This is a genomic window from Pseudoxanthomonas sp. 68-E7, from assembly GCF_057773145.1.
In genome coordinates this window covers 274,945-296,272 of record NZ_JBYMTI010000001.1, presented here as the reverse complement: position 1 = coordinate 296,272, position 21,328 = coordinate 274,945, and the positions used below count along the sequence as shown (strand labels likewise).

Annotated in this window: 23 protein-coding genes; 15 read left to right on the top strand and 8 right to left on the bottom strand. The window is 67.4% G+C overall.

Annotated features, from left to right (window positions below):
• Nucleotides 1-267: 267 nt before the first annotated feature.
• The 5 genes from AC3DE2_RS01425 (at nucleotide 268) to AC3DE2_RS01405 (ending at nucleotide 5,167) form a co-directional block, all read left to right on the top strand.
• Nucleotides 268-870, top strand: coding sequence for a hypothetical protein (locus AC3DE2_RS01425; protein ID WP_488424752.1), 603 nt, complete (start codon nucleotides 268-270; stop codon nucleotides 868-870).
• Nucleotides 871-973: 103 nt separating this feature from the next.
• On the top strand, nucleotides 974-1,387 hold the full coding sequence (locus tag AC3DE2_RS01420; RefSeq protein WP_488424750.1) for a YbbD-related protein: 414 nt from the start codon (nucleotides 974-976) through the stop codon (nucleotides 1,385-1,387).
• A gap of 231 nt (nucleotides 1,388-1,618) precedes the next feature.
• Nucleotides 1,619-2,050: a DUF6326 family protein gene (locus AC3DE2_RS01415; RefSeq protein ID WP_295376424.1), complete on the top strand. Its 432-nt coding sequence runs from the start codon at nucleotides 1,619-1,621 to the stop codon at nucleotides 2,048-2,050.
• Nucleotides 2,051-2,075: 25 nt separating this feature from the next.
• Nucleotides 2,076-2,786 (top strand): DUF4386 domain-containing protein, encoded by a 711-nt coding sequence (locus AC3DE2_RS01410; RefSeq protein ID WP_295376423.1) that lies wholly within the window; start codon nucleotides 2,076-2,078, stop codon nucleotides 2,784-2,786.
• Between the two features lie 95 nt (nucleotides 2,787-2,881).
• Entirely contained in the window at nucleotides 2,882-5,167 is a 2,286-nt protein-coding gene (locus tag AC3DE2_RS01405; RefSeq protein ID WP_488424749.1) for a CocE/NonD family hydrolase, read from the top strand.
• 36 nt (nucleotides 5,168-5,203) lie between these two features.
• Here the strand turns inward: AC3DE2_RS01405 and AC3DE2_RS01400 are convergent, their stop codons facing one another.
• From AC3DE2_RS01400 to AC3DE2_RS01390, 3 genes are read right to left on the bottom strand one after another with little or no spacing between them, the layout of a single operon-like run.
• Nucleotides 5,204-6,349, bottom strand: a complete 1,146-nt coding sequence (locus AC3DE2_RS01400; protein WP_488424747.1) for an MFS transporter — start codon at nucleotides 6,347-6,349, stop codon at nucleotides 5,204-5,206.
• Nucleotides 6,350-6,388: 39 nt separating this feature from the next.
• The gene (locus AC3DE2_RS01395) at nucleotides 6,389-7,177 is read right to left on the bottom strand and encodes a DeoR/GlpR family DNA-binding transcription regulator (RefSeq protein ID WP_295376417.1); all 789 of its coding nucleotides are present in this window, start codon (nucleotides 7,175-7,177) and stop codon (nucleotides 6,389-6,391) included.
• Entirely contained in the window at nucleotides 7,174-7,839 is a 666-nt protein-coding gene (locus AC3DE2_RS01390) for an HAD family hydrolase (protein WP_488424745.1), read from the bottom strand. Before AC3DE2_RS01390 ends, AC3DE2_RS01395 begins: the two co-directional genes overlap by 4 nt.
• 169 nt (nucleotides 7,840-8,008) lie before the next feature.
• On the opposite strand from AC3DE2_RS01390, the gene AC3DE2_RS01385 reads away from it, so the two are divergent.
• The 3 genes from AC3DE2_RS01385 (at nucleotide 8,009) to AC3DE2_RS01375 (ending at nucleotide 10,497) form a co-directional block, all read left to right on the top strand.
• A complete protein-coding gene (locus tag AC3DE2_RS01385) occupies nucleotides 8,009-8,878 on the top strand; it encodes an endonuclease/exonuclease/phosphatase family protein (protein WP_488424743.1) in 870 nt (289 codons plus the stop codon).
• A gap of 182 nt (nucleotides 8,879-9,060) precedes the next feature.
• Nucleotides 9,061-9,567: a DUF2306 domain-containing protein gene (locus AC3DE2_RS01380; RefSeq protein ID WP_488424741.1), complete on the top strand. Its 507-nt coding sequence runs from the start codon at nucleotides 9,061-9,063 to the stop codon at nucleotides 9,565-9,567.
• 105 nt (nucleotides 9,568-9,672) lie between these two features.
• Nucleotides 9,673-10,497, top strand: a complete 825-nt coding sequence (locus AC3DE2_RS01375) for an alpha/beta fold hydrolase (protein WP_295376408.1) — start codon at nucleotides 9,673-9,675, stop codon at nucleotides 10,495-10,497.
• Nucleotides 10,498-10,577: 80 nt separating this feature from the next.
• Here the strand turns inward: AC3DE2_RS01375 and AC3DE2_RS01370 are convergent, their stop codons facing one another.
• Nucleotides 10,578-10,790 (bottom strand): hypothetical protein, encoded by a 213-nt coding sequence (locus AC3DE2_RS01370; protein WP_295376405.1) that lies wholly within the window; start codon nucleotides 10,788-10,790, stop codon nucleotides 10,578-10,580.
• A gap of 98 nt (nucleotides 10,791-10,888) precedes the next feature.
• Nucleotides 10,889-12,097, bottom strand: coding sequence for a DUF418 domain-containing protein (locus AC3DE2_RS01365; RefSeq protein WP_488424740.1), 1,209 nt, complete (start codon nucleotides 12,095-12,097; stop codon nucleotides 10,889-10,891).
• Between the two features lie 281 nt (nucleotides 12,098-12,378).
• Here AC3DE2_RS01365 and AC3DE2_RS01360 point away from each other — a divergent pair, with 281 nt between their 5' ends.
• A complete protein-coding gene (locus AC3DE2_RS01360; protein WP_488424738.1) occupies nucleotides 12,379-12,876 on the top strand; it encodes a hypothetical protein in 498 nt (165 codons plus the stop codon).
• Between the two features lie 210 nt (nucleotides 12,877-13,086).
• Nucleotides 13,087-13,686 carry an NAD(P)H:quinone oxidoreductase gene (wrbA, locus tag AC3DE2_RS01355; RefSeq protein WP_488424737.1) on the top strand — a complete coding sequence of 200 codons (600 nt, stop codon included), beginning with the start codon at nucleotides 13,087-13,089 and terminating at the stop codon, nucleotides 13,684-13,686.
• 114 nt (nucleotides 13,687-13,800) lie between these two features.
• On the opposite strand, the gene AC3DE2_RS01350 is transcribed toward wrbA, so the two are convergent.
• Nucleotides 13,801-14,796 (bottom strand): NAD-dependent epimerase/dehydratase family protein, encoded by a 996-nt coding sequence (locus tag AC3DE2_RS01350; RefSeq protein ID WP_488424735.1) that lies wholly within the window; start codon nucleotides 14,794-14,796, stop codon nucleotides 13,801-13,803.
• Nucleotides 14,797-14,901: 105 nt separating this feature from the next.
• Nucleotides 14,902-15,885, bottom strand: a complete 984-nt coding sequence (locus tag AC3DE2_RS01345) for an alpha/beta fold hydrolase (protein WP_488424733.1) — start codon at nucleotides 15,883-15,885, stop codon at nucleotides 14,902-14,904.
• A gap of 42 nt (nucleotides 15,886-15,927) precedes the next feature.
• Here AC3DE2_RS01345 and AC3DE2_RS01340 point away from each other — a divergent pair, with 42 nt between their 5' ends.
• The 3 genes from AC3DE2_RS01340 to AC3DE2_RS01330 all read left to right on the top strand — a co-directional run bounded on the left by AC3DE2_RS01340 (nucleotide 15,928) and on the right by AC3DE2_RS01330 (nucleotide 18,926).
• Entirely contained in the window at nucleotides 15,928-16,824 is an 897-nt protein-coding gene (locus tag AC3DE2_RS01340) for a helix-turn-helix domain-containing protein (protein ID WP_488424731.1), read from the top strand.
• A gap of 91 nt (nucleotides 16,825-16,915) precedes the next feature.
• Nucleotides 16,916-18,538 carry an esterase/lipase family protein gene (locus AC3DE2_RS01335; protein ID WP_488424729.1) on the top strand — a complete coding sequence of 541 codons (1,623 nt, stop codon included), beginning with the start codon at nucleotides 16,916-16,918 and terminating at the stop codon, nucleotides 18,536-18,538.
• 127 nt (nucleotides 18,539-18,665) lie between these two features.
• Nucleotides 18,666-18,926, top strand: a complete 261-nt coding sequence (locus AC3DE2_RS01330; protein WP_295376391.1) for a hypothetical protein — start codon at nucleotides 18,666-18,668, stop codon at nucleotides 18,924-18,926.
• 134 nt (nucleotides 18,927-19,060) lie between these two features.
• Here the strand turns inward: AC3DE2_RS01330 and AC3DE2_RS01325 are convergent, their stop codons facing one another.
• A complete protein-coding gene (locus AC3DE2_RS01325) occupies nucleotides 19,061-19,381 on the bottom strand; it encodes a winged helix-turn-helix transcriptional regulator (RefSeq protein ID WP_488424727.1) in 321 nt (106 codons plus the stop codon).
• A 124-nt stretch (nucleotides 19,382-19,505) separates the two neighbouring features.
• Here AC3DE2_RS01325 and AC3DE2_RS01320 point away from each other — a divergent pair, with 124 nt between their 5' ends.
• Together AC3DE2_RS01320 and AC3DE2_RS01315 are read left to right on the top strand one after the other, a co-directional pair.
• On the top strand, nucleotides 19,506-20,102 hold the full coding sequence (locus AC3DE2_RS01320; protein WP_295376388.1) for an FMN-dependent NADH-azoreductase: 597 nt from the start codon (nucleotides 19,506-19,508) through the stop codon (nucleotides 20,100-20,102).
• A 482-nt stretch (nucleotides 20,103-20,584) separates the two neighbouring features.
• The gene (locus AC3DE2_RS01315) at nucleotides 20,585-21,328 is read left to right on the top strand and encodes an alpha/beta hydrolase (RefSeq protein WP_295376387.1); all 744 of its coding nucleotides are present in this window, start codon (nucleotides 20,585-20,587) and stop codon (nucleotides 21,326-21,328) included.

Sequence of the window (21,328 nt, the reverse complement as noted above, 5' to 3'; positions counted from 1 at the left end):
AATCCATTGGGCTTCTCCCGGATACACCACGCAAACGGCCATTTGGGTCCCAGCCTTCGCTGGGACGACGGGTTCCCGTCCCACCGACAATTTCCCCAGTCCCCTCCCCGTCATTCCAGCGCATGCTGGAATCCATTTCGACTTGAGCGGAATACCCAGGTCGCGACGCGCGAGCGCATGGGCGCGCGTCGCGCAGATCGCTCATACGTCGCCCTGATTGGGACGAATCCGATACCCATCCGCGGGCGGAACCCGCAGCATGGCGGCATGATCACGCCGCGCCTCTTCGCCATGCTCCTGACGGCACCGCTGTCCGCATTCCTGTCGCCATCGGCCTGCGCATCTCCCCCGCACCCGCCCGTCGCTCTGGACGATCTTCCATTCCCCATGCTGGCCCGCCCCGCGGACGTTGCATCGGGCGCCACGCCCGGATGCGGCAACGATGATCTGGTGGCGAGCCCGCGTGCCGCCCTGCACGAACCCTGGCATGAGCTCGTGCAGTCGTTGGAGGCGGAATGCATCGGCAACGAAGACCCGCAGCTTGTTGCCATCCGGATCACCGCCCGTCTCGCGCCAGGCGCCGCCACCCTGGGCGGCGTGCCGGTGCTGGAAGTCGGCCAGTACGTCTCCGGGATGTCCCATGGAGAGTCCTATCGACTCGATCTGCCAGCCACCCAGGCCGTCATCCGATTGGCCGCGCTCATCCAGCGGCGGTGCCGGAGCGAACAGGACGATGCCCTTTCCTGCCCGATTGATCCGGGATCTCCAACGGATCGATTGTTCATCGAGGCGGAGGGTGGTGGCCATGCACTGGAACCCGCCGATGAGGCACCCGGTACGACCTGGTATCACCGCAGCTTTGCCGACTAGTCATTTCCCTTCCCCGGGCGATCCGGTGCGTGACAATGCCCGCAACGTTCAGTCCGCCCGGCACGCACGATGGCAAGTCCCGTTTCTCCGCTGGCTGACCCCGATGGCCAGCACGCTGCTGCTGGCCGGTTGCCTGGCCTCGGACACCCTCGACACGTCATTCGACACGCTTGCCGCCGCGCGCGAAGCCGGGATGGTAGAGCGCGGCTGGATTCCCGGTTGGGTGCCCGAAGGCGCCATCGCGCTCAAGGAAGTGCATGACGTGGACGACAATACGAGCGCGCTGGCGTTCGAGCTTCCCCCCGACGTGAAGGTGGCGTTGCCCGAGGGCTGCCTCTCCACCCACTACGCCGAAACCCTGCCCGGCCCGTTCGAACGCCGCTGGTGGCCGCGGCAAGCCGTTCTGGCCTCGCAGTACACTTTCTTCACCTGTCCGGCCGCACGCACCGGGTTCGAGTTCGTCGGAATGCGCCGCGACGGTCGCCACATGCTGCATTGGCGCACCTACGGGCGCTGACGCCCGGCCGCCCCGACGAAGGTCGCTGTTCCTTCCGGCATATGGACCGTCCCCGCCCGCGTGCTAACGTCGCCCCGGCCACAACGGGCGTGGACGCGCGAGGAGAGACGCCTGGCCTGCCCGTTGTCGGCTCTTCCACCGATCCGCCCTTTCGATGGCGGGGCCGGTCATGACGCTTCCGTTTCTCGCGACTCCTGTTCGTCACGCGGCATCTTCCGGCAAGGGGAATCCATGGCATCGTCGAAACAGATCGCGCCTCCGCTGGAGGACGCGAAGATCCCGGTGAAAATCAAGCTGGCCGCGCTGTGGACCAGCCTGATGCTGTGCTACGTCTATGGCGACTATTTCGGGTTGTATGTGCCGGGCAAGCTGCAGAACATGACCGACGGCAGGATGGGGCCGCTGGGCGCGGTCACCGAGGGTGTGCTGATCGGCACCGCGATCATGATGGCGATACCTGCGCTGATGGTGTTCCTGTCGCTGGCGATGAAGCCCGTCCTCAGCCGCTGGGTGAACGTGCTGCTGGGACTGGTCTACGCCGCGATCATGATGCTGACCATGCCCGGCGCCTGGCGCTTCTACCAGTTGCTGGGCGTCATCGAGATCCTGCTGTCGCTGACCATCGTCGTGCTGGCCCTGAGATGGCCACGCCACGCGCCCTGACATCCTCCGGGAAGCCACCGTGAACATGGAATCCACCCTCGTCCTGCCGCATCCGCGCACCACCGCCCGCATCGCCGGGCTGCTGTACCTGATCGTGGTGCTGGCCGGCATCTTCAGCATCGCCTACGTTCCTTCGCAGACGCAGGTGGCCGGCGACGCCGCGGCGACCGTGGCGAAGATCACCGCGAACGAGGGATTGTTCCGGCTCGGCATCGCCGCCGGGCTGGTCTGCTATGTCGCCTTCCTGCTGCTGCCGCTGGCGCTGTACCGCCTGCTCGCGCCGCATGGCAGGACCGCCGCCACGCTGATGGTGGCGCTGGCCGTGGCGAGCGTGCCGCTGTCGTTCTTCAACCTGCTGCACAAGCTTGACGTGCTGAGCCTGCTGGACAATGCCGACTACCTGCGCGCGTTCACCCCCGAGGTGTTGAACGCGCAGGTGATGCTGGCGCTCAAGGGCTATGCCAACGGCATCCTGGTGTCCAAGCTGTTCTGGGGACTGTGGCTGCTGCCGTTCGGCTGGCTGGTGTTCACCTCGCGCCTGCTGCCGCGGGTGCTGGGCATCCTGCTGATGCTGGGCTGCCTGGGTTATGTCATCGACGTGTTCGCGCACCTGCTGATGCCCGGCTTCGCCGAGACCGCCGCCGCGGGCTATATCACCCTGCCCGCCACGCTGGGCGAAATCGGCACCTGCCTGTGGTTGCTGGTGCTGGGCGTACGCGCGCCGACTCGCCGGTAAGCCGGATTACCCCCTGCGGCAGATGCGGGCCGCCGTGGCTTCCGGCATCATCCGCCGACCTTCCGGCCGTCGGCCGGAGAACACGGGAATGGCGCATGCGGACGCGGAACCGGGAGGAAGGGAAGCAGGATTGGGCAGGGAGGCTGGCGACGGCGGGATGGCTGGTCGTCGCATGGCTGCTGATTCCCCTCGGTGTCCACGCACAGACCCTCGCATGGCCGGACAAGCCGCTGGATTCCAACGCCGCGCTGGAACGGCAGGTACCGGTGCTTGCCCGCAAACTGCTGGCCGCTTACCAGGACCCCGATCGCGAACGCGAACTCATCAACCGGGTGCGCCTGCAGCGGGTGGCCGGGCAACCGAAGGCCGCGTTGGCCAGCATCGCCGCGCTGCGTGAAGTGCGCAGGGCCACCGCGCCGGAACAGGCCGAGGTGCTGTTCATCCAATATGAAATCGATGCCGATGCGCATGTGCGCGGCGAGGCCAATCCCGCAGCCGCGTTCCGTCGCGCGTTCGCGCGGTTGGACGATCGGCAGGCGGCCCGTACCCTACCGGTGATGGGCGCGGATCTGCCGCGCGCGCGCCGCGATCTCGATGCCGCGCTGCAGAAACAGCACGGCAAGGTCGCCATCGAACAAGCCGACGCGCTCGAACTGATCCGGCTGTACCAGTTCCACGCGGTCTATGCGTCATTGCTGCCGGTTCTACCCGACCTGCTGGCCGAAGACGAGGCCAACCGCTACCTCATCGAACGCGACGTCGTCATTCCCGGCGCGGACGGCACGAGTCTTCGCGGACTGGTGGTTCGACCGCGGAAGATGACCGCGCCGCAACCGGCGCTGCTGGCGTTCACCATCTACGTCAACGACGACTGGAGCCTTTCCGACGCCAAGGCCGCCGCCGCGCACGGCTATGTCGGCGTGTTCGCCTACACCCGCGGCAAGGCCGGGGCGCCGGGCACGCCGGTGCCCTACGAACACGACGGCGAGGATGCCGCCGCCGCCATCGACTGGATCAGCCGGCAGCCCTGGTGCGATGGCCGCGTCGGCATGTACGGCAACAGCTACAACAGCTTCACCCAGTGGGCTGCCGCCAAGCATCGCCCGCCGGCGCTGAAGGCGATGCTGACCTCGGCCTCGACCGCGCCGGGCATCGATATTCCGATGCAGGGCAACGTCTTCCTCAATTTCCTGTATCCGTGGCCCTTGTGGACCGCCGGCAACGCGACCCTGGATGGCGACAGTTACGGCGACGAGCAACGCTGGCGGCGCCTGGATGCCGCCTGGTACGGCAGTGGCCGCGCCTACCGCGACCTGCCCGCCATCGACGGCCATCCGAATCCCTGGTTCTCGCGCTGGATGGAGCACCCGGCCTACGACGCCTATTGGCAGGCGATGACGCCACAGGGCGATGAATTCGCCGGCATCGACATCCCGGTGCTGGCGGTCACCGGTTATTTCGACGGCGCGCGCGTGGGCGTTCAGCACTACTTCGACGAGCATATCCGGAACAACCCGAAAGCCGATCACACCCTGCTGATCGGGCCTTACAACCATTTCTCGATGCAGGCCGGCGCGGCGCGCGTCCAGGAAGGCTACGAAGTGGATCCGGTCGCCCTGATCGATCTGCCCGCGCTGCGCTTCCAGTGGTTCGATCACGTCCTGCGCGCCGCGCCGCGTCCGCCCCTGCTGAAGGATCGGGTCAACTACCAGGTGATGGGTGCCAACGCGTGGAAACACGCCGCGTCCCTCGACGCCATGGCCAACCAGCGCCAGCGCCTGTACCTGCGGCCCGCCGCGACGGGCGCCGAGGGCCTGCTCTTGGAACACCCCGCGGGCAAGCGCGGGGAGAGCACACTGCTGACCCTGGATCTGGCCGATCGCAGTGATGTCGACTGGAATCCGCCCACCCTGTCGATGCTGGATGCGCTGGATCCGCATGCCGCGCTGGTATTCCGCGGTGCGCCGCTGACCGCGCCGGCGGAACTGTCCGGCCTGTTCTCCGGCCGGTTGGATTTCATCACCAACAAGCGCGACTTCGACCTCAACCTGGCGTTGTACGAGCAATTGCCGGATGGCCGCTATTTGCTGCTGTCATGGCACCTGGGCCGTGCCAGCCATGCGCGCGACCGCAGCCGGCGTGAACTGCTGGCGCCCGGCAAGCCGCAATCCATCGCGTTCCGCAGCGAGCGCCTGACCAGCCGCCAGTTGCAGCCGGGCAGCCGGCTGGTGGTGGTGCTGGGCGTCAACAAGCAGCGCGACATGCAGATCAACCTCGGCAGCGGCAAGGAAGTCAGTGACGAAACCGTGGCCGATGCGGGCAAGCCGCTGGAGATCCGCTGGGCGGGCAGCAGCCATATCGACGTGCCGCTGCTGCGTTAGTACCGTTGTCGCGTTGAGGCGAGGCCGCCGTGCGGATCAGGTCCGCACCGCGCGCCCGCACATCGCCACGCCGACCATCATCGCGGCCAGCAACAGGAACGCGGTCGGCAAGCTGCTGTGGTGGGCGATGAAGCCGATGCCGGCCGGGCCGGTCAGCACGCCTGCGTAGGCGATCGTGGTCATCGCCGGCACCGCCAGCGCCTGCGGCATGACCTTCTGCCGGCCGGCGGCGGTGAACAGCACCGGCACGATGTTCGAACATCCCAGGCCAACCAGGGTGTAGCCCAGCAGTGACCACTGCCATTCGGGCAGCAGCGCCGACAGGGTGATGCCCGCCGCGGCCAGCAGGCCACCCTGCCAGACCACCCGCGAGGGGCCGAGACGGGCGACGATGGCGTCACCGGCGAAGCGGCCTGCTGTCATCGCCAGGGCGAAGCAGGCATAGCCGAATCCGGCCTGCGCCGAGGCCATGCCGCGCTGCTCGGTCAGGAACACCGCGCTCCAGTCCAGCATCGCGCCCTCGGTGAGGAACACAACGAAACCCAGCACCCCCAGCAGCAGCACGAATCCGTGCGGAACGGCGAACAACGGCCCCTCGTGCGGACTGCCATACGGCAACAGGCCGCGCCAGTTGAAGGCCAGCAGCAGCAGGATGAAGGCCGTCCAGATCACCGTCATCGCCAGCGGCGCCATGCCCAGCGACATCATGCCGGCCGCACCGGCCGCGCCGACGATGCCGCCCAGGCTGAAGAAGCCGTGGAAACCCGACATCATCGGGCGCCCCGCCGCTTCCTCCACGATCACCGCCTGCACGTTGAAGGCGCAGTCGGCCGCGCCAATCGCTGCGCCGAACACGAACAGCACCGCGCCCAGCGCGATCACCGAAGGCACCCACGCCAGCAGCGGCAACATCAGGCTCGATACGATCGTGCAGGCGACCAGCACGATCCGGCAGCCCTGCCGCGTGGTCCAGGCACCGGCCAGCGGCATCGCAATAAGCGAACCCATGCCCAGGCACAGCAGCAGCGCGCCCAGCGAGGCTTCATTCAAGCCGGTGCGCGCCTTGGCGAACGGCACCAGCGCCGCCCACACCGCCACCGCGCAGCCGGCGGCGAAGAACAGCAACCGGGTGGCACGGAATTCGGCGCGGGAAATGGGCGCGGCGGTGGCGATGGAAGCCATCGGGGGCAATGCTCCTGGGTGGAAACGGGGGAAGGACGATCAGCGCCGGTCGGCGCGATGCACGGCGATTTCCTGCTGTTCGAAGGCGTTGCACAGGCTTTCCCGCGCATCGTGTTCGACGATCAGGTGATCAATCTGGTGCGGGGAGGCGAACTGGAAGCGCGCGTCGGCGCCGAACTTCTCGTTCATCACCACCACCGCGGTCTCGCCGCTGCATTCGATCATCGCGCGCTTGAACAGCGATTCCTCGGCGTCATTGCCCCACAGGCCGCTGTCGATGTCGACCGCGCAGGTGCCGGGGAAACACAGGTCGGCGCGCACCCGTCGCAGTTCCTGCACCGCCTGCGCGCCGATGGCCGCGCCGATCCGGTGCTCGATGCGTCCGCCGATGACCAGCACCTCGACGTCCGCGCGCTCCATCAGCCGGAAAGCGATGTCCGGTGCATTGGTGACCACGGTCAGCTCGAAATTCCGCGGCAGGGCATCGGCGAGGGCGCTGTTGGTGGAACCGGCATCCAGGATGATCGTCTGGCCCTTGCGCAGCAGGCCCAGCGCGGTCCGCGCCAGCAGCTGCTTGCGCTCGGAGTCCTGTCCCTGGCGTTGCAGCAGCGGCTTCACCTCCGGCGCGTGCAGCAGCGCGCCGCCGTAGATGCGCCGGCACAGGCCGCGCGCGGCCAGTTCGCGCAGATCGCGGCGGATCGAGTCTTCCGACACCGCGAATTCCTGCGCCAGTTCCGCCGCCAGCACCCGCCCCTGCGCATGCAGGCGCTGGAGGATGCGCTGCTGGCGTTCTTCCGGCAGCAGGTCGATGCTGGGGATCGTGCTCATGGCGTCGGCGCCGTCGCCAGCGGCGCCACGCCCAGGCGCGCCAGGTCCCGGCGCAGCTGCGCCGCATCGCGGAAATGGATCGCCCGCATGCCCAGCCGTGCCGCGGCCTCGACGTTGTACGCCATGTCGTCGATGAACACCGTGCGCTCGGCGCGCAGGTCGTGCCGTTCCATCAGCAGGTGGAAGATGGCGGGATCCGGCTTGGCCAGGCGCTCTTGGCCGGACACCACGATGCCGTCGAACCAGCCCAGGAACGGATAGCGTTCCAGTGCGTGGGGGAAGGTCTCGCCCGACCAGTTGGTCAGCGCGTACAGCCGGCAATCGCCATCGCGCAGTTCGTCCAGCAGTTGCACGGTCGGCGCCAGCGCCTCGCCCAGGGTTTCGATCCAGCGGTCGCGGTAGGCGCGGATGCGCGCCGCCTGGTCCGGATGTCGCGCGATCGCCTCGTCCACCGCCTCGTCCCAGCTGCGGCCGGCATCCTGCGCCGCGTTCCAGGCCGGGCTGCACACCTCGGCCAGGAACCATTCCATGCCGGCGACGTCGTCGCCGAACAGTTGGCGATACAGGTAGCGTGGATTCCAGTCGACGAGCACGCCGCCCAGATCGAAGACGACGGCGTCGATGACGGGCGCCGACGGAGGCGCGGTGTCCGGGAGGGGCATGGGGGATGGCCTGTGCGGATTCGCGCTGATTGTGCATAAACATGCACAATCATGCAACATCGGGCACCCCCCGGCCGTGACCGACCTGTCTCGCGGATGCTGCGCGCCGTCATGAGGGGCCCGCGGGCCGCGGTTACACTCCGGCGCTCCCCCGCACGAACCCGGAACCATGCGCCGACTCGCCGCCCTGCTGCTCGTCCTCTCCACCGCCCTGGCCGGCGTCACCGCGTCCGCGGCCGACGAAGGCGCCGCCGCGCCGCTGAAGGTCATGACCTTCAACGTGCGCCTGCCCACCGACGCCGATGGCGACAACCGCTGGCAGGCGCGCAAGGACATCCTGGTCGACACGGTCCGCACGCAGCACCCGGCGGTGTTCGGTACCCAGGAACTGTTCGCCGAACAGGGCGACTACATCGTCCGGCAGCTGCCCGGGTACGCCTGGTTCGGCGTCGGTCGCCGCGGCGACGCCGAGGGCACGGGCGACGAGCACATGGGCGTGTTCTACCTGCGCGACGAACTGGAGGTAATCGAGTCCGGCGACTTCTGGCTGTCGGACACGCCCGAGGTGGCGGGCAGCATCACCTGGGGCAACCTGTATCCGCGCATGGTCACCTGGGCGCTGTTCGAACGCCGCGCCGATGGCCGCCGCTTCTATTTCTTCAACACCCACCTGCCCTACCGCGATCAGGACGAGCCGATCCGCGAGCGCGGCGCCGCGCTGCTGCTGCAGCGGCTGTCCGCGCTGCCGGCCGATGTGCCGGTGGTGGTCACCGGCGATTTCAACACCGGTCCGGAAAGCCGCGTGCATGCCCTGCTCACCGGCGACCTGGTCGATGCCTGGGAACGCAGCCGCCAGCGCGCAGGCCAGGAAGCCACCTTTCACGCTTTCACCGGCAATGCCGATCGCCGCATCGACTGGATCCTGGTGCACGGCTTCGAGGTCGGCCCGGTCACCACCGTCACCGACCAGCAGAATGGCCGCTATCCGTCCGATCACTTCCCGGTGACCGCCGAACTGCGCTGGCCGGCAAAGCCCTGAACCCGACATCGCGGCCGGGCGCGCCCACGCCGGCGCGTCCGCCCGGCGGTACTGGCGGCACGGTCGCGTCCGGCATAGGCTGCGCGAACGCGCGGTGACCGTCCGGGGGGAAGGCACGACGACGGGGACATTCCCACGCGGCAGGTCGATTTCCTTTTCCTCTCTCCGGAAGGACACGCGCCATGACGCCTTCATTCTCGCCGCTCGGCATCGTCCATACCCTCCTCAGCCTGCTGCCCGTCGTGTTCGGCGCGATCGCGCTGATTCGCGACGGCCGCATCGAACCCGCCTCGCGCACCGGCAAGGCCTATCTGGCCGGCATGCTGGTTTCCATCTTCACCTCCTTCGGGTTGTCCAGTACCGGTGGCTTCAACGAAGCGCACGCGCTGGGCATCGTCGCGCTGCTCGCGCTGGCCGTGGGCTTCACCGCGCGCCGCTACGCGTGGCTGGGAAGCGGCGCCGAGTACCTGCAGAACCTCAGTCTGTCCTTCAGCTACATGCTGCTGTTCATTCCGGCCATCAACGAGACCTTGCGGCGGGTGCCACCGTCGCGGCCGCTGGCGGAGGGACCTCAGTCGCCCCTGGTGCTAGGCCTGGTGTCGGTCGTGTTCGTCCTGTTCGTGATCGGCGCCAGCTACCAGGCGTTGCGCCTGCGCGCGCGCCGCAGGGCCCTGCCCGCGACCGCCTGAAGACATCGCGGCGACATCCGCCGATCAGACAATGTGCCTTCCCGCAGTACATCGGCCGCGCTGGCGGTCGTGCCGTCGTTTCCCTTCCCCCAACGGAGTACCTCGATGAGCCTGTTCACCACCCAAGCCGGCGTGGAGCTTTACTACAAGGATTGGGGCAACGGCCCCGCGGTCGTGTTCTGCCACGGCTGGCCACTCAACTCGGACAGCTGGGAATCGCAAATGCTGTTCCTGGCCGAACACGGCTACCGCTGCATCGCCCACGATCGGCGCGGGCATGGGCGCTCCAGCCAGCCGTGGGACGGCAACGACATGGATCACTACGCCGACGATCTGGCCGAGTTGCTGGAGCACCTCGACGTGCGCGACGCGACCCTGTTCGGTTTCTCCACCGGCGGTGGCGAGGTGGCGCGCTACATCGGACGCCACGGCACCGGCCGGGTGAAGAAAGCCGGGCTCATCTCGGCGGTGCCGCCGCTGATGCTGAAGACCGAACGCAATCCGGGGGGACTGCCGCGGGACGTCTTCGACGGCCTGCGCGCAGCGCAGCGCGCCAACCGCTCGCAGTTCTACCGGGATGTGCCGAGCGGGCCGTTCTACGGCTTCAACCGTCCCGGCGCGGAACCCTCGCAGGGTTTGATCGATGCCTGGTGGATGCAGGGCATGATGGGCGGGCACAAGAACACCTACGATTCGATCAAGGCGTTCTCGGAAACCGACTTCACCGAGGATCTGAAGAAGTTCGACATCCCGACCCTGATCATCCACGGCGACGACGATCAGGTGGTGCCCATCGACGCAGCCGGACGCGCATCGGCCAAGTTGATCCCGCAGGCGCGCCTGATCGAATACCCGGGCGCGCCGCATGGCCTCACCGACACCCACAAGGATCGGGTCAACGCGGATCTGCTGGCGTTCCTGCAATCCTGACGCCGCCGTGGCCAGTCCGGCGATGCCGGATCGGCCGCATGCGGCGATGGTCTATCGGTCCGCTTCCCGCGTGCGCGCGTTCAATCGCGCAGCACCGTGACGTAGGCGCCGGTGCCCAGCACCCGGAAGGTGTCTCGATCGAGCCGATGCAGGCGCGAACCGTCTTCCAGAAGATAGATGGGAGCATTGTCGTGCAGCGTGGCCTCGCGATCGCGGACATCGCAGGCACGCAGCACATCGACGCGGCAGCGGTTGCCCGCGTCGTCCTGGGCGAAGAAGTAGTCGGTATTCATGCTTGCCTCCTCTCGGCGACGGCAAGCGAGCCTAGTCCGCGAGGCGTTAAGAAGACCGTAGCGATTCGTAAGCGTGGCGTGGCGTTCCGTGGCGTCCATCACGAAGCGGGAAGCGCCTCGCGCGGCAGGCGCATCGGCTGCCTGGCACCGTACGTCAGGCTGCGCCACAGCCATTCACAGGGACCATAGCGGAAACGCGCCAGCCACCAGTGGCTGAACAGGATCTGCGCGCCGAAGATGCCGATCCAGGCCAGCAGCCAGCCGACCGCGCCGGTATCCGGTCCCAGGCCCAGGCCGATGCCATAGAACAGGGAGATGCCCAGCACGCTCTGCGCCAGGTAATGGGTCAACGCCATCCGTCCGACCGGCGCCAGCACGCCGAGCAGGCGCTCGCCGCGTGGCTGCAGGAACAGCAGGACGAAGCCGCTGGCCCAGGTGACGCCCAAGGCCAGGGAGTCGAGGCGGAACAGGAATCCGTTGATCCAGCGCGGGAGGAAGTCCGCACCCCAGCCCAGGTGCGCTTTCGCCAGTTGGATCAGCGTGCCCGCGATCGCAATCGCCAGGCTGCCCCAGAACAGCTTCCGGAACAGGTCCCGGTGATTCCGCGGCTGCTGCAGCAATCGTTTCCTGCCGGCCCAGTAGCCCAGCAGGAAGCGGCCCAGCACGAAGCAGATCAGCATGCCGCCGGACAACCGGGTCCAGTTCACCATCGTCGCGTTGGCGGCGAACACCCGCTGCCAGTCGCCCGTGCGGAAAGCTTGCAGGGTCGACGCATCGATCTCGCTGCGTGGTGGCAGGCCGGGAAATCCCCCGCCCAGCCAGGGCACGAGCAGGGTGGGCAGGACCAGCGCGATGAACAGGCCACCCCACAGCAGCGCGCCATCGGACGCGCGCCGGAACAGCACCAGCAGCAGGCCGATCAGCGCATAAGTCATCAGGATGTCGCCCCACCAGATGAAATAGCTGTGCGCCGTGCCGATCACCAGCAGCCAGCACAGCCGGCGCACGAAACGCGACATTCCCGCGCCGCGCGCCTGCGCACGCTCAATCTGGATGGCAAATCCCAATCCGAACAGCAGGGAGAACACGGTGATGGCCTTGGCGCTGACCAGCCATTCGATCACACCGATCGCGACCGTGTCGAAACGGGCGGTTGGCAAGGCGGCGCGCGCCGGTTCGGTCAGCAGGTTGTAGAGGCTGAGATAACCCAGGTTGGCGAGCAGCACGCCGGCAAGCGCGAAGCCGCGCAGGGCGTCGATGAGGTGATGGCGATCTTCGGGGCTGACCGGTGCATCGGCTGCTGGCATGGGCAATCGTTCTTCCGTGGACAAATGCCGCGATGGGGAAGGCGTATCCGTATCCGGAAGGTCGCCCGGCGCCCGACCCTGCCGCCATCGAGGATGGCCGAATGTAGCAAAGTACGTCGCGCCGCGCGCCTGCCGGCCGGCATGGCCGGGCGGACGGGCGGGATATTGCGGCCATGCGCGCTGGCCCACGCCCGCGCAGCGGGGGCGTCGCAGATTCGGATGTTTCCGATACAGGCCCCCGCGGTCCGGTCCTAAAGTGGCCGGTTTCCCGAACCGGCTTCATGAACACGACATCGTCCGACTCTCCGCACACCTCATTCCTCAGCGGCGACCCCATCGCCAGACTCCATCACCCGAGCACCTGGTGGTTGCTGTTCCTGGCGTGCATCACGGCAGGTGTGTACTACGGCCACTACGCGTTGCGCCAGACGCGCACATTGGCGCCTTTCTTGCCGGACGAAACGGCCAGGTCGTTGCTGGCGTCCGCGACGGGCGTATTGATCATGGCGTATGTATCGCTGATTCCAACCTTGGCGCTGCTTCTGCTTCCCCTCAGCGACCGCACCGCGGACGCGCTCGATACCCTCGGCGGCATCCTGAGTCTGATCTGGGTGCTGATGCATTCGATCTGGTCAATCCGGTTCGGCGGCCATATGAATGCCTACTACGGCTATCCCCGTGCTTCGGCTGACTGGTTTCACGGATTCTGGTCATTCCTGTTTTCTTCGCTTTACATCAACTACAAGCTCAACCGCAACGTCGAGCGCCATCCTCGTTGACGCCATCGGGCAAGCTGTCCTGGCCAAGACCTTGGCTGCCGTGTCGCCACCAATAGCGTGTCAGCCGAGGTGACAGCGCCCCCACTATCCGCACGGATGGAACAATCCAATTCCGCCACGGGCCTCAATCCGGTGATGGCGGCTGGCCTATAGTCACCGCGCTTGCCGCATCGCGACCGGCTCCCCCTCCTGCCACCCGTGGAGATTTCCATGTCCAAGATCCTCGTCCTCTATTACTCCGCCTACGGCCATATCGAGAAGATGGCCGAAGCCGTCGCCGAAGGCGCGCGCTCCACCGGCGCCACCGTCGACATCAAGCGGGTGCCCGAACTGGTGCCCGAAGACGTCGCCAAGGCCTCGCACTACAAGCTCGACCAGGCCGCCCCGATCGCGAAGATCGAGGATCTGGCGAACTACGATGCGATCATCGTCGGCACCGGCACCCGCTTTGGCCGCATGGCCTCGCAGATGGCCAACTTCCTGGATCAGGCCGGCGGCCTGTGGGCCAAGGGTGCGCTCAACGGCAAGGTCGGCGGCGCGTTCACCTCCACCGCCACCCAGCACGGTGGACAGGAAATGACCCTGTTCTCGATCCTGACCAACCTGCTGCACTTCGGCCTGGTCACCGTCGGCCTGCCTTACAGCTTCCAGGGCCAGATGCGCCTGGACGAAGTCACGGGCGGAAGCCCGTACGGCGCCACCACCATCACCGGCGGCGACGGTTCGCGCCAGCCCAGCGACAACGAACTGGAAGGCGCGCGCTACCAGGGGCGTCATATCGCCGAAGTCAGCAACAAGCTGTTCGGGTGATCGCTGCTTCTTGCCTTCTCCCATAGCGGGAGAAGGATGCGGTGATGACGTCCGCCCGCGGGCGTCATCACCCTCGCCTGTTCGCGCAGGCGACCACGGCGGCCATGCCGTCGCTCAGTGGCTTTCGACCGGATACGGTCCGTCCTCGAACGATTCGGCGTGATAGCCCTTGGCGCCGATGCGCTGCGCCAGCGGACTGAGTACCTCGCCGCCCTCGCGCACGCGCCGCAGCACGGTGGAGAAATCATGGCGGGGCCGCCAGCCCAGTTCCTCGCGCGCCCGCGCATTGACGTAGACGCGGTCGATGCCGGCCGGCAGGCGCCAGCCGCATCGCGCATACTCGGCCTCGAACGCCGGCACACGCTCACGCAGCACGCTTCCCATGTCGCCGCGCAGGCGCGGCATGTCTTCCTGACCGAACGGCGTGGTCGCGCTGATGATGTAGCGGCCGAAACCCAGCGCGGGCGCGCGTTCGACGGCGCGCAGGTGCGCGTCCACCACGTCTTCGATGTCGACCCGCCGGTACAGGAACTCGTTGGCCTTCAGGTTGGCGTCGGTGAAGCGCGCCCGCGCGTTGCGGTCATCGTCTTCCTCGGCGAAGAAGCGCGAGGTGCGCAGGACGATGCAGGGCAGCTTCTGGTTGCGCTGGAACAGTTGGCACAGATCCTCGGCCACGGCCTTGGTGACGCCGTAGATGTTCTTTGGTTCCGGCCGCACATCCTCGGTGATCCAGGCCGCCGGCTCGCCGGGCGGCGGCACCAGTGCATCGCCGAACACGCTGGTGGTGCTGGTGTAGACGAACGCGCGCACGCCGCCGGCCACCGCCTCTTCCAGCAGGTTGAGCGTGCCGGTCAGGTTGGTGTCGATGAATGCCTGCCGCGAATGAGTCGCCACGTGCGGCTTGTGCAGGGTGGCCGGGTGCAGCACCACGTCCACGCCGGCCATCGCTTCGCGCACGAACGCGCGATCGGCGATCGTGCCCACCCGGTGCGTGTGCGGACCGGGCAGCAGATCCACGCCCACCACGTCATGTCCCTGCGCCTGCAGGGTGGACACCAGCGCCTCGCCCAGATGCCCGGAACTGCCCGTCACCAATACCTTGCCGTACATGCGCCATGACCTTGTTGCGTTGCCGGGGATCCTACAACGCAGGGGAGGAATGGCTGCAGGAGCGGCGTGAGCCGCGACGGGCGGCGACGGAAGGTGGGGACGCCGTTACACGCCCCACAAGCGGCGGGCTTCCTCCGCGACCAGTTCCGGAAACTCCTCCGGCCAGAACAGGCGCGCGCCTTCCACGCGCCGCACGCCGCGCGAGTCGCCGAACACGCCGGCCAGGTAGTCCGGGCTGTTCTTCGAGAAGATATCGTCGCCGGTGCCCCACAGGATGCGGGTCGGAAAACGGCTGCGTTTCAGGGTGGCCTCCACGCCGGCCAGCACGTTGCTGTCCAGGCCGATGGCATAGGCGTGCGTGCGCGGCGGATGCTCGACCAGCGGACGCAGGTACATCTCGATCGCCTCGTCGGTCGGGTTGTGCGGATATGTGAAGGTCATGCCGCCCAGTCCCTGCGGCGAGCGCGCCAGCGCGTGATCCGCCAGCCACGGGGCCATCCATTCGGCGACGAAGCGATCCGCGCGTGCCAGCTCGATGACCGGCTTCAGCGCCGGCGGCGGGCAATCGGTCTCGGCGTCGCAGTTGGTCAGCAGCAGGCTGCGCACCCGCCGCGGATGCGCCACCGCGAACAGCTGCGCCACCGCGCCGCCACTGTCGTTGGCGACCAGATCCACGCTGTCCACGCCCAGCCGATCCAGCAGATCCGCCAGCATCCGCACCTGATCGGCCGGAGTCACGCCCTGGCCCTCAGCCACTTCGGTGTAGCCCAGTCCCAGCATGTCCGGCGCGATGCAGCGTCGATGCGCGGACAGCCGCTCCAGCGCGCCGCGCCACTGGAAACCGTTGAGCGGGAAACCGTGGAGGAATAGCGCGGCCGGGCCGCTGCCGCGCTCCACGTGGGCGATCCGGCCGAACGGCGTCCGCGTCCATTGCCGCGCGGCTGCCCATGCGACCGCGTCGAGCGTTCCCATCCCGGCGGCGGCTCCCCCGCCGCCCACCAGACCGCCGCTCCAGGCACGTCCGGTCCAACCGGCGGCCACCGCCGCCATCGTGCCCATTCCCAGCTTCAACACGTCTCTGCGTTGCATCTTCGTTCTCCAATGCCGTCATCCGGTGGCGGCAGGATGGGCGTGTCCACATCCGCGCTCAATTACCTCGGAGGTCATGGCGACGATGACCATCGCGCCGCTATGCTCGCCGCCATGAACATCGCGCCCGACACCCCCGCCCACGGCCTGGGATCCCTGCTCCGCGAATGGCGTACCACGCGCCGCTTCAGCCAGTTGGACCTGGCCCTGGCGGCGGACATCTCCGCGCGCCACCTCAGCTATGTGGAAACCGGCAAGTCCCGGCCGAGCCGTGAGATGGTGGTGCGGCTGGCCGACGCGCTGGGCCTGCCGCTGCGCGAACGCAACGTCCTGCTGCAGGCGGCGGGCTACGCGGCGCACTATCCGGAAACGCCGCTGGCGGCGCCCGAGCTGGCCCGCATCCAGCGCGCCATCGATTTCATCATCGCCCAGCAGGAACCGTATCCGGCGTTCGTCATCAACCGGCACTGGGACATCGTGCAGGCCAACGCCGCCGCCGCGCGCGTCAACGGTTTCCTGCTGGCCGGGCGCGCCAGCCCGCACGCCAACATGCTGCGGCACGTGTTCGATCCGGCCGATCTGCGCGCGGCACTGGTCAACTGGGAGGACGTGGCCGGCGACCTCATCCACCATCTGCACAACGAGATCGCCGCGCATCCCTCGGATCCGGTGCCGCGACAGCTGCTGGCTGAAATCCTGGCCCATCCCGGCGTGCCGCAAGGTTGGCGCCAGCGCGATCCCGGCCAGCGGCCTTCCCCCTTGCTGACCACCATCTTCGAACGCGATGGCCAGCGCCTGCAGTTCTTCTCCAGCATCACCGTGTTCGCCGCACCACGCGACGTCACCCTGGACGAACTGCGCATCGAATGCTGCTTCCCCATGGACGATGCCACCGCCGCATTCTGCCGGCGCCTGGCCGACGAGGCCGCGCGCCACTGAAGACGGCATGGCCGTGACCGGCGTCCAAATCCGTAGCCATCTCTGGGACTAAGCTGTCCCGCGCTACGTTCCCCGCCGACAGGAGTTCACGATGGCCAAGATGGAAGCGCCCTACTACCCGATCATCTACGTCCGCGGTTATGCGATGACCCGCGGTGAAATCGACGAGACCACCGCGGACCCGTTCTGCGGATTCAACCTGGGTTCGACCGTGTATCGCGCGGTCTCGGATCCTTCGCGCAAGCCGCGCAAGTACGTGTTCGAATCGCCGATCGTGCGGTTGATGTCCGAGTTCGGCTATTCGGATGTCTACGAGGACGGCCGCGACATCCTGGATCCGGAGTGGGAGACCGACGCCGAGGGCCAACCGACCCGCAACCGCCTGGGCAGCCGCTCCATCATCATCCACCGCTACTACGACAATGCCTCGGGCCTGTTCGGTACCGGCACCACGCCGAAGATCGAGACCTTCGCCCGCGAGCTGGGCGATCTGATCGTCAAGACCCGGGACCTCATCTGCGGCAATCCCGACAACGGCGTGAAGCCGGCCGAATTCCGCTGCTACCTGGTTGCCCATTCGATGGGCGGGCTGGTTTGCCGCGCCTTCCTGCAGAACCCGGCCCTGGATCCGAAACAGGCGCGCAGGTACGTGGACAAGCTGTTCACCTACGCCACCCCGCACAACGGCATCGACGTGGCCGGGGTCAACGTGCCGCAATGGCTGTCGGCCTTCGACATGAACAATTTCGACCGCGACAAGCGGATGCCGGAATACCTGGATCTCAAGGCGGCGGCCAAGCAGCACAAGCGCGTGGACCTGATTCCCGAGGATCGGTTCCCGTCGCGGCGGGTGTTCTGCATGGTCGGCACCAACCGGATGGACTACACCACCGCCGCCGGGCTCTCGCGGACCTTCGTCGGGCATGGCAGCGATGGCCTGGTGCTGATCAAGAACGCGACCCTGCGCGGCCTGAATGCCGACGGTTCCATCGGCGCGTATTGCGCCAAGGCGTTTGCCTACCGCGCGCATTCGGGATTCTTCGGCATCGTCAACAGCGAGGAGGCGTTCCAGAACCTGGCCCGTTTCCTGTTCGGCGACGTCCGCGTGGACGTGTGGCTGGACGTGGACGAAATCCGCCTGCCCGAGCCCGTGCAGAAGGCGGTCGATCAGGGCCGCCAGGTCGACGCGCTGTACCAGGTCGAGGCACTCGCGTCCCCGCGCGGCAAGCTGTGGTACCTGACCCGGCGCATGTCCGAGGAGGATTCGGTCTCGTGCTTCTCGCAGGCCGAATGGAAACAGCAGAGGTCGCACTATCTTTCCAGCGTGTTCCTGGCCAACCGCGCGCGGGTCAATCCCGACCGTCGTTCCCTGTCCTACGGCATGACCCTGGGCGTGCGCGTGCCGGACTACGAGATCGAACGCAAGCTGTGGATCAACGAGCACTACGAGGGCGGCTATCTATTCCGCAATTCCCTGATCCTCGACCTGACGCCACCGACCCAGGCCGGTGGCAAGTGGAAGATCAGCTACGCCTGGCAGGACGCCGGCGTGGCGGCGGCGCACACCGAGATCGACGCAAAGAAGATCAGCGGCGAGGAAGTGGAAATCGCCATTCCCTTCGACAGCCATACGGTCGCCGCCAACGGCAGCCGGCAGCCCAGCGTGCCGGGCATCCGCGGCAAGGTGCGCTTGCGGATTTCAGCCTGGCAGTGAATCCATGACGGCGCCGATGCCGACCCTGGCGTCGGCGCCACTTGCCGCGCCACTTGCGCCACGACGCGCAAGTGGATGGAATGGCAGCGCTTCCAGCGGGAAGCCCTCACGACACAGGGACGATCCGATGAGCATCTGCAATCAGGCGCACCGCTACGACGTCCGCTTCGAGTCGCTGCCCGAGGACCAGGGTTATCCGGGCCGCCATCGATGCGCGGGTTGCGCGTACGAACTGGGATACGCGGCGGGCGAGCGGGGTGATGCGCACTTCCGGCTGGATCTGGACGCGCTCCCGGACAGCCAGGCCGGCAGTGTGCGCCACCGGGATCCACAGGCGGCGTTCCAGCTTGGCTTTCGACTGGGCGCGTTGGCGGCTGGCAACGCCTAGGCCGGACGGCGCCCGGGAAAAAGAACGCAAGGCAGGGACAGGCTGCCGTGGTTCGGGTGCGCGTCGCGACTTGCGTCGCTCCCGCCGTTCGGCATGCCCCAGTGGGCCACCGCAGGCCACGCAGCCCGCGGTCGTCACGCCGGGGTGGCCGGATCCGGCTTCCCGCTGGCCACCCAAGTGAACAGCGCGTCGAACACCGGGCGCAGCCGGCGCGCGTGATCGGCAAGCGTGTATTCCACCCGCGGCGGCACTTCCGGATACACCGTTCGATGTATCAGTCCATCCGCTTCCAGTTCACGCAGCTGCTGCGTCAGCATGTGCTGGGTGATGCCGGGAATCGCTCTCCGGAGCTCGTTGAAACGATGCATGCGCTGGCCGAGCAGCCAGAGGACCTCCAGCTTCCATTTGCCGCCGATCGACTGGATGGCGGTGCGGATTTCAGCGTGGAGAACCACGACCTCATCGTAGGATTCCGTGCAGGGGGTAGTCTGGTTTTCCATACTCGGTATTGAAAAGCATCCTTCTTGAAGGAATGGCGGTACGCCAATAGTTTCATGCGCCCCACCAGAGCAATCACGCATGAACATCCTGCACATCGATTCCAGTATCCAAGGCGAGCAGTCCGTCACCCGTTCGCTGTCCTCGGCCATCGTAACCCGCCTGCGCGAACAGCGTCCGGACGCGCAGCTGACATATCGCGACGTCGTCGCCACGCCTTTGCCGCAGTTTTCGGGAGACGCGATGGCCGTCGATCTGGTAGCCGCGCCGACACCGGCGGCACGTGCACTGGCCGCCGCGCTGGACGAGGTATTGGCCGCGAACATCCTGGTCATCGGCGTGCCGATGTACAACTTCGGCATACCCAGCCAGCTCAAGTCCTGGCTCGACGCACTCGCCGTGCCGGGCAGGACGTTCCGCTATGGCGCCAACGGCGTCGAGGGTCTGCTTGGCGACAAGCGCGTCATCGTCGCGTCATCGCGCGGCGGTTTCTATGGGCCGGAAAGCCCGATGGCCGCGCTGGAACACCAGGAAAGTTACCTGCGCGCGTTCTTCGGCTTCCTGGGCGTCACCCGCCTGGAGGTGGTCGGTGCGGAAGGCGTGCGCATCAGTCCGGAACGCGCCGACGTCGCCCTACGCCAGGCGCTGGCGCAGGTCGCGCAACTGCAGGCTGCCTGAGTGCAGGGGCCGCTAACCGGGTCCGGGACGGGGGCGTGGCGAAGAAGCAGGCGCAGCATGACCGCGCATGCGTCCCCCGACTCCCGTCCTGAGACCCGGTGCATGCACCCGCATGACCAGATCCGCACCTACCGTGCGGGCGGCGATGCCGGTACCCGGCGCGTCCGGCGCATGCCCGCCCGGTTCCGTGAGGACGCCCACTTCGCCCGCCGGTAAGGCACGGTCGCGCGGCAGGGTGGGCTCAGACGGACTGCTTCGCCCCAGGGAATAGGCACCGGCCCACAGGCACAACATGCCGGCCAACAGCAACACATGACGGGTCGCGCTCTTCATCGTACTTCTCCGGACCGGCGCGCAGGGGTCGGCAGAGGCCATACCCTGCGCGCTGCGCAGTGACGAACAGGTCAAATCGGCAAGGGACCGCGTTGCGGCCCACCCGCATCGACGCTAGCGTGGCGGTTCATTCGCGGAGGTCGTCTGCCATGCGCCTGTTCATGTCCTTGCTGGTTCCGCTCTTGCTGGCAGTCGCACCGGAGGCGGATGCACGGACGCCGGCCCCTCGCGAGGAACATGCCGGCGGCCTGCGCCAGCTCGTGTTCGAGACCGGCGGCGGTGGCGCGGAGCAGCCGTTGCCGTTGATCGTCGCCCTGCACTACTCGGGCGCGGGACCGGAAGTGCTCGTCGATGCCTTTGAGGATCTGAAGGTGCCGGCCCGCGTGGTATTGCCGGAAGGACCGTATCCCCGTCCCCAAGGGCACTCCTGGTTTCCGCAGGGCCATGGCCAACGGTCCACCGACGAGCAGGCCGTCGTCACCCGCGATGTCGAACGCCGGTTGTTCGATTTCATCCAGGCAGTGGAGTCGCGCTACCCCGGCTCCGGCAAGGCCATCGTGACCGGTGTGTCCTACGGCGGCGACCTGGCCTTCCTGCTGGCGCTGGATCATCCCGGCCATTTCCGCGCCGCCTTCCCGGTCGCGGCACGGCTGCTGCCGGACTGGCTGCCGGCCCGTCCGGCCTGTACCGCGGACTGCCCGCCGCTGCGCGCCCTGCACGGCAGCGACGATGCGACGGTCCCGCTTGGCCCTACCCGCGCGGCGGTGCAGACCCTGCATGCGCGTGGATTCGATGCGACCCTCACGCCCTATCCGGGCGTCGCCCACGATTTCAGCGCCGACATGCAGGCCGATCTTCGCGCGCATATCGAGGCGATGTTGCGCGCGCCCTGA

What these genes read in the sequence shown, in the direction of transcription:
- AC3DE2_RS01365 (WP_488424740.1), bottom strand. Translation starts at nt 12,097, where the DNA reads ATGCCAGCAGCCGATGCACCGGTCAGCCCCGAAGATCGCCATCACCTC.
- AC3DE2_RS01405 (WP_488424749.1), top strand. Translation starts at nt 2,882, where the DNA reads ATGCGGACGCGGAACCGGGAGGAAGGGAAGCAGGATTGGGCAGGGAGG.
- AC3DE2_RS01335 (WP_488424729.1), top strand. Translation starts at nt 16,916, where the DNA reads ATGGCCAAGATGGAAGCGCCCTACTACCCGATCATCTACGTCCGCGGT.
- wrbA (WP_488424737.1), top strand. Translation starts at nt 13,087, where the DNA reads ATGTCCAAGATCCTCGTCCTCTATTACTCCGCCTACGGCCATATCGAG.
- AC3DE2_RS01425 (WP_488424752.1), top strand. Translation starts at nt 268, where the DNA reads ATGATCACGCCGCGCCTCTTCGCCATGCTCCTGACGGCACCGCTGTCC.
- AC3DE2_RS01320 (WP_295376388.1), top strand. Translation starts at nt 19,506, where the DNA reads ATGAACATCCTGCACATCGATTCCAGTATCCAAGGCGAGCAGTCCGTC.
- AC3DE2_RS01370 (WP_295376405.1), bottom strand. Translation starts at nt 10,790, where the DNA reads ATGAATACCGACTACTTCTTCGCCCAGGACGACGCGGGCAACCGCTGC.
- AC3DE2_RS01385 (WP_488424743.1), top strand. Translation starts at nt 8,009, where the DNA reads ATGCGCCGACTCGCCGCCCTGCTGCTCGTCCTCTCCACCGCCCTGGCC.
- AC3DE2_RS01390 (WP_488424745.1), bottom strand. Translation starts at nt 7,839, where the DNA reads ATGCCCCTCCCGGACACCGCGCCTCCGTCGGCGCCCGTCATCGACGCC.
- AC3DE2_RS01375 (WP_295376408.1), top strand. Translation starts at nt 9,673, where the DNA reads ATGAGCCTGTTCACCACCCAAGCCGGCGTGGAGCTTTACTACAAGGAT.
- AC3DE2_RS01345 (WP_488424733.1), bottom strand. Translation starts at nt 15,885, where the DNA reads ATGCAACGCAGAGACGTGTTGAAGCTGGGAATGGGCACGATGGCGGCG.
- AC3DE2_RS01400 (WP_488424747.1), bottom strand. Translation starts at nt 6,349, where the DNA reads ATGGCTTCCATCGCCACCGCCGCGCCCATTTCCCGCGCCGAATTCCGT.
- AC3DE2_RS01420 (WP_488424750.1), top strand. Translation starts at nt 974, where the DNA reads ATGGCCAGCACGCTGCTGCTGGCCGGTTGCCTGGCCTCGGACACCCTC.
- AC3DE2_RS01380 (WP_488424741.1), top strand. Translation starts at nt 9,061, where the DNA reads ATGACGCCTTCATTCTCGCCGCTCGGCATCGTCCATACCCTCCTCAGC.
- AC3DE2_RS01415 (WP_295376424.1), top strand. Translation starts at nt 1,619, where the DNA reads ATGGCATCGTCGAAACAGATCGCGCCTCCGCTGGAGGACGCGAAGATC.
- AC3DE2_RS01315 (WP_295376387.1), top strand. Translation starts at nt 20,585, where the DNA reads ATGCGCCTGTTCATGTCCTTGCTGGTTCCGCTCTTGCTGGCAGTCGCA.
- AC3DE2_RS01330 (WP_295376391.1), top strand. Translation starts at nt 18,666, where the DNA reads ATGAGCATCTGCAATCAGGCGCACCGCTACGACGTCCGCTTCGAGTCG.
- AC3DE2_RS01395 (WP_295376417.1), bottom strand. Translation starts at nt 7,177, where the DNA reads ATGAGCACGATCCCCAGCATCGACCTGCTGCCGGAAGAACGCCAGCAG.
- AC3DE2_RS01360 (WP_488424738.1), top strand. Translation starts at nt 12,379, where the DNA reads ATGAACACGACATCGTCCGACTCTCCGCACACCTCATTCCTCAGCGGC.
- AC3DE2_RS01410 (WP_295376423.1), top strand. Translation starts at nt 2,076, where the DNA reads ATGGAATCCACCCTCGTCCTGCCGCATCCGCGCACCACCGCCCGCATC.
- AC3DE2_RS01350 (WP_488424735.1), bottom strand. Translation starts at nt 14,796, where the DNA reads ATGTACGGCAAGGTATTGGTGACGGGCAGTTCCGGGCATCTGGGCGAG.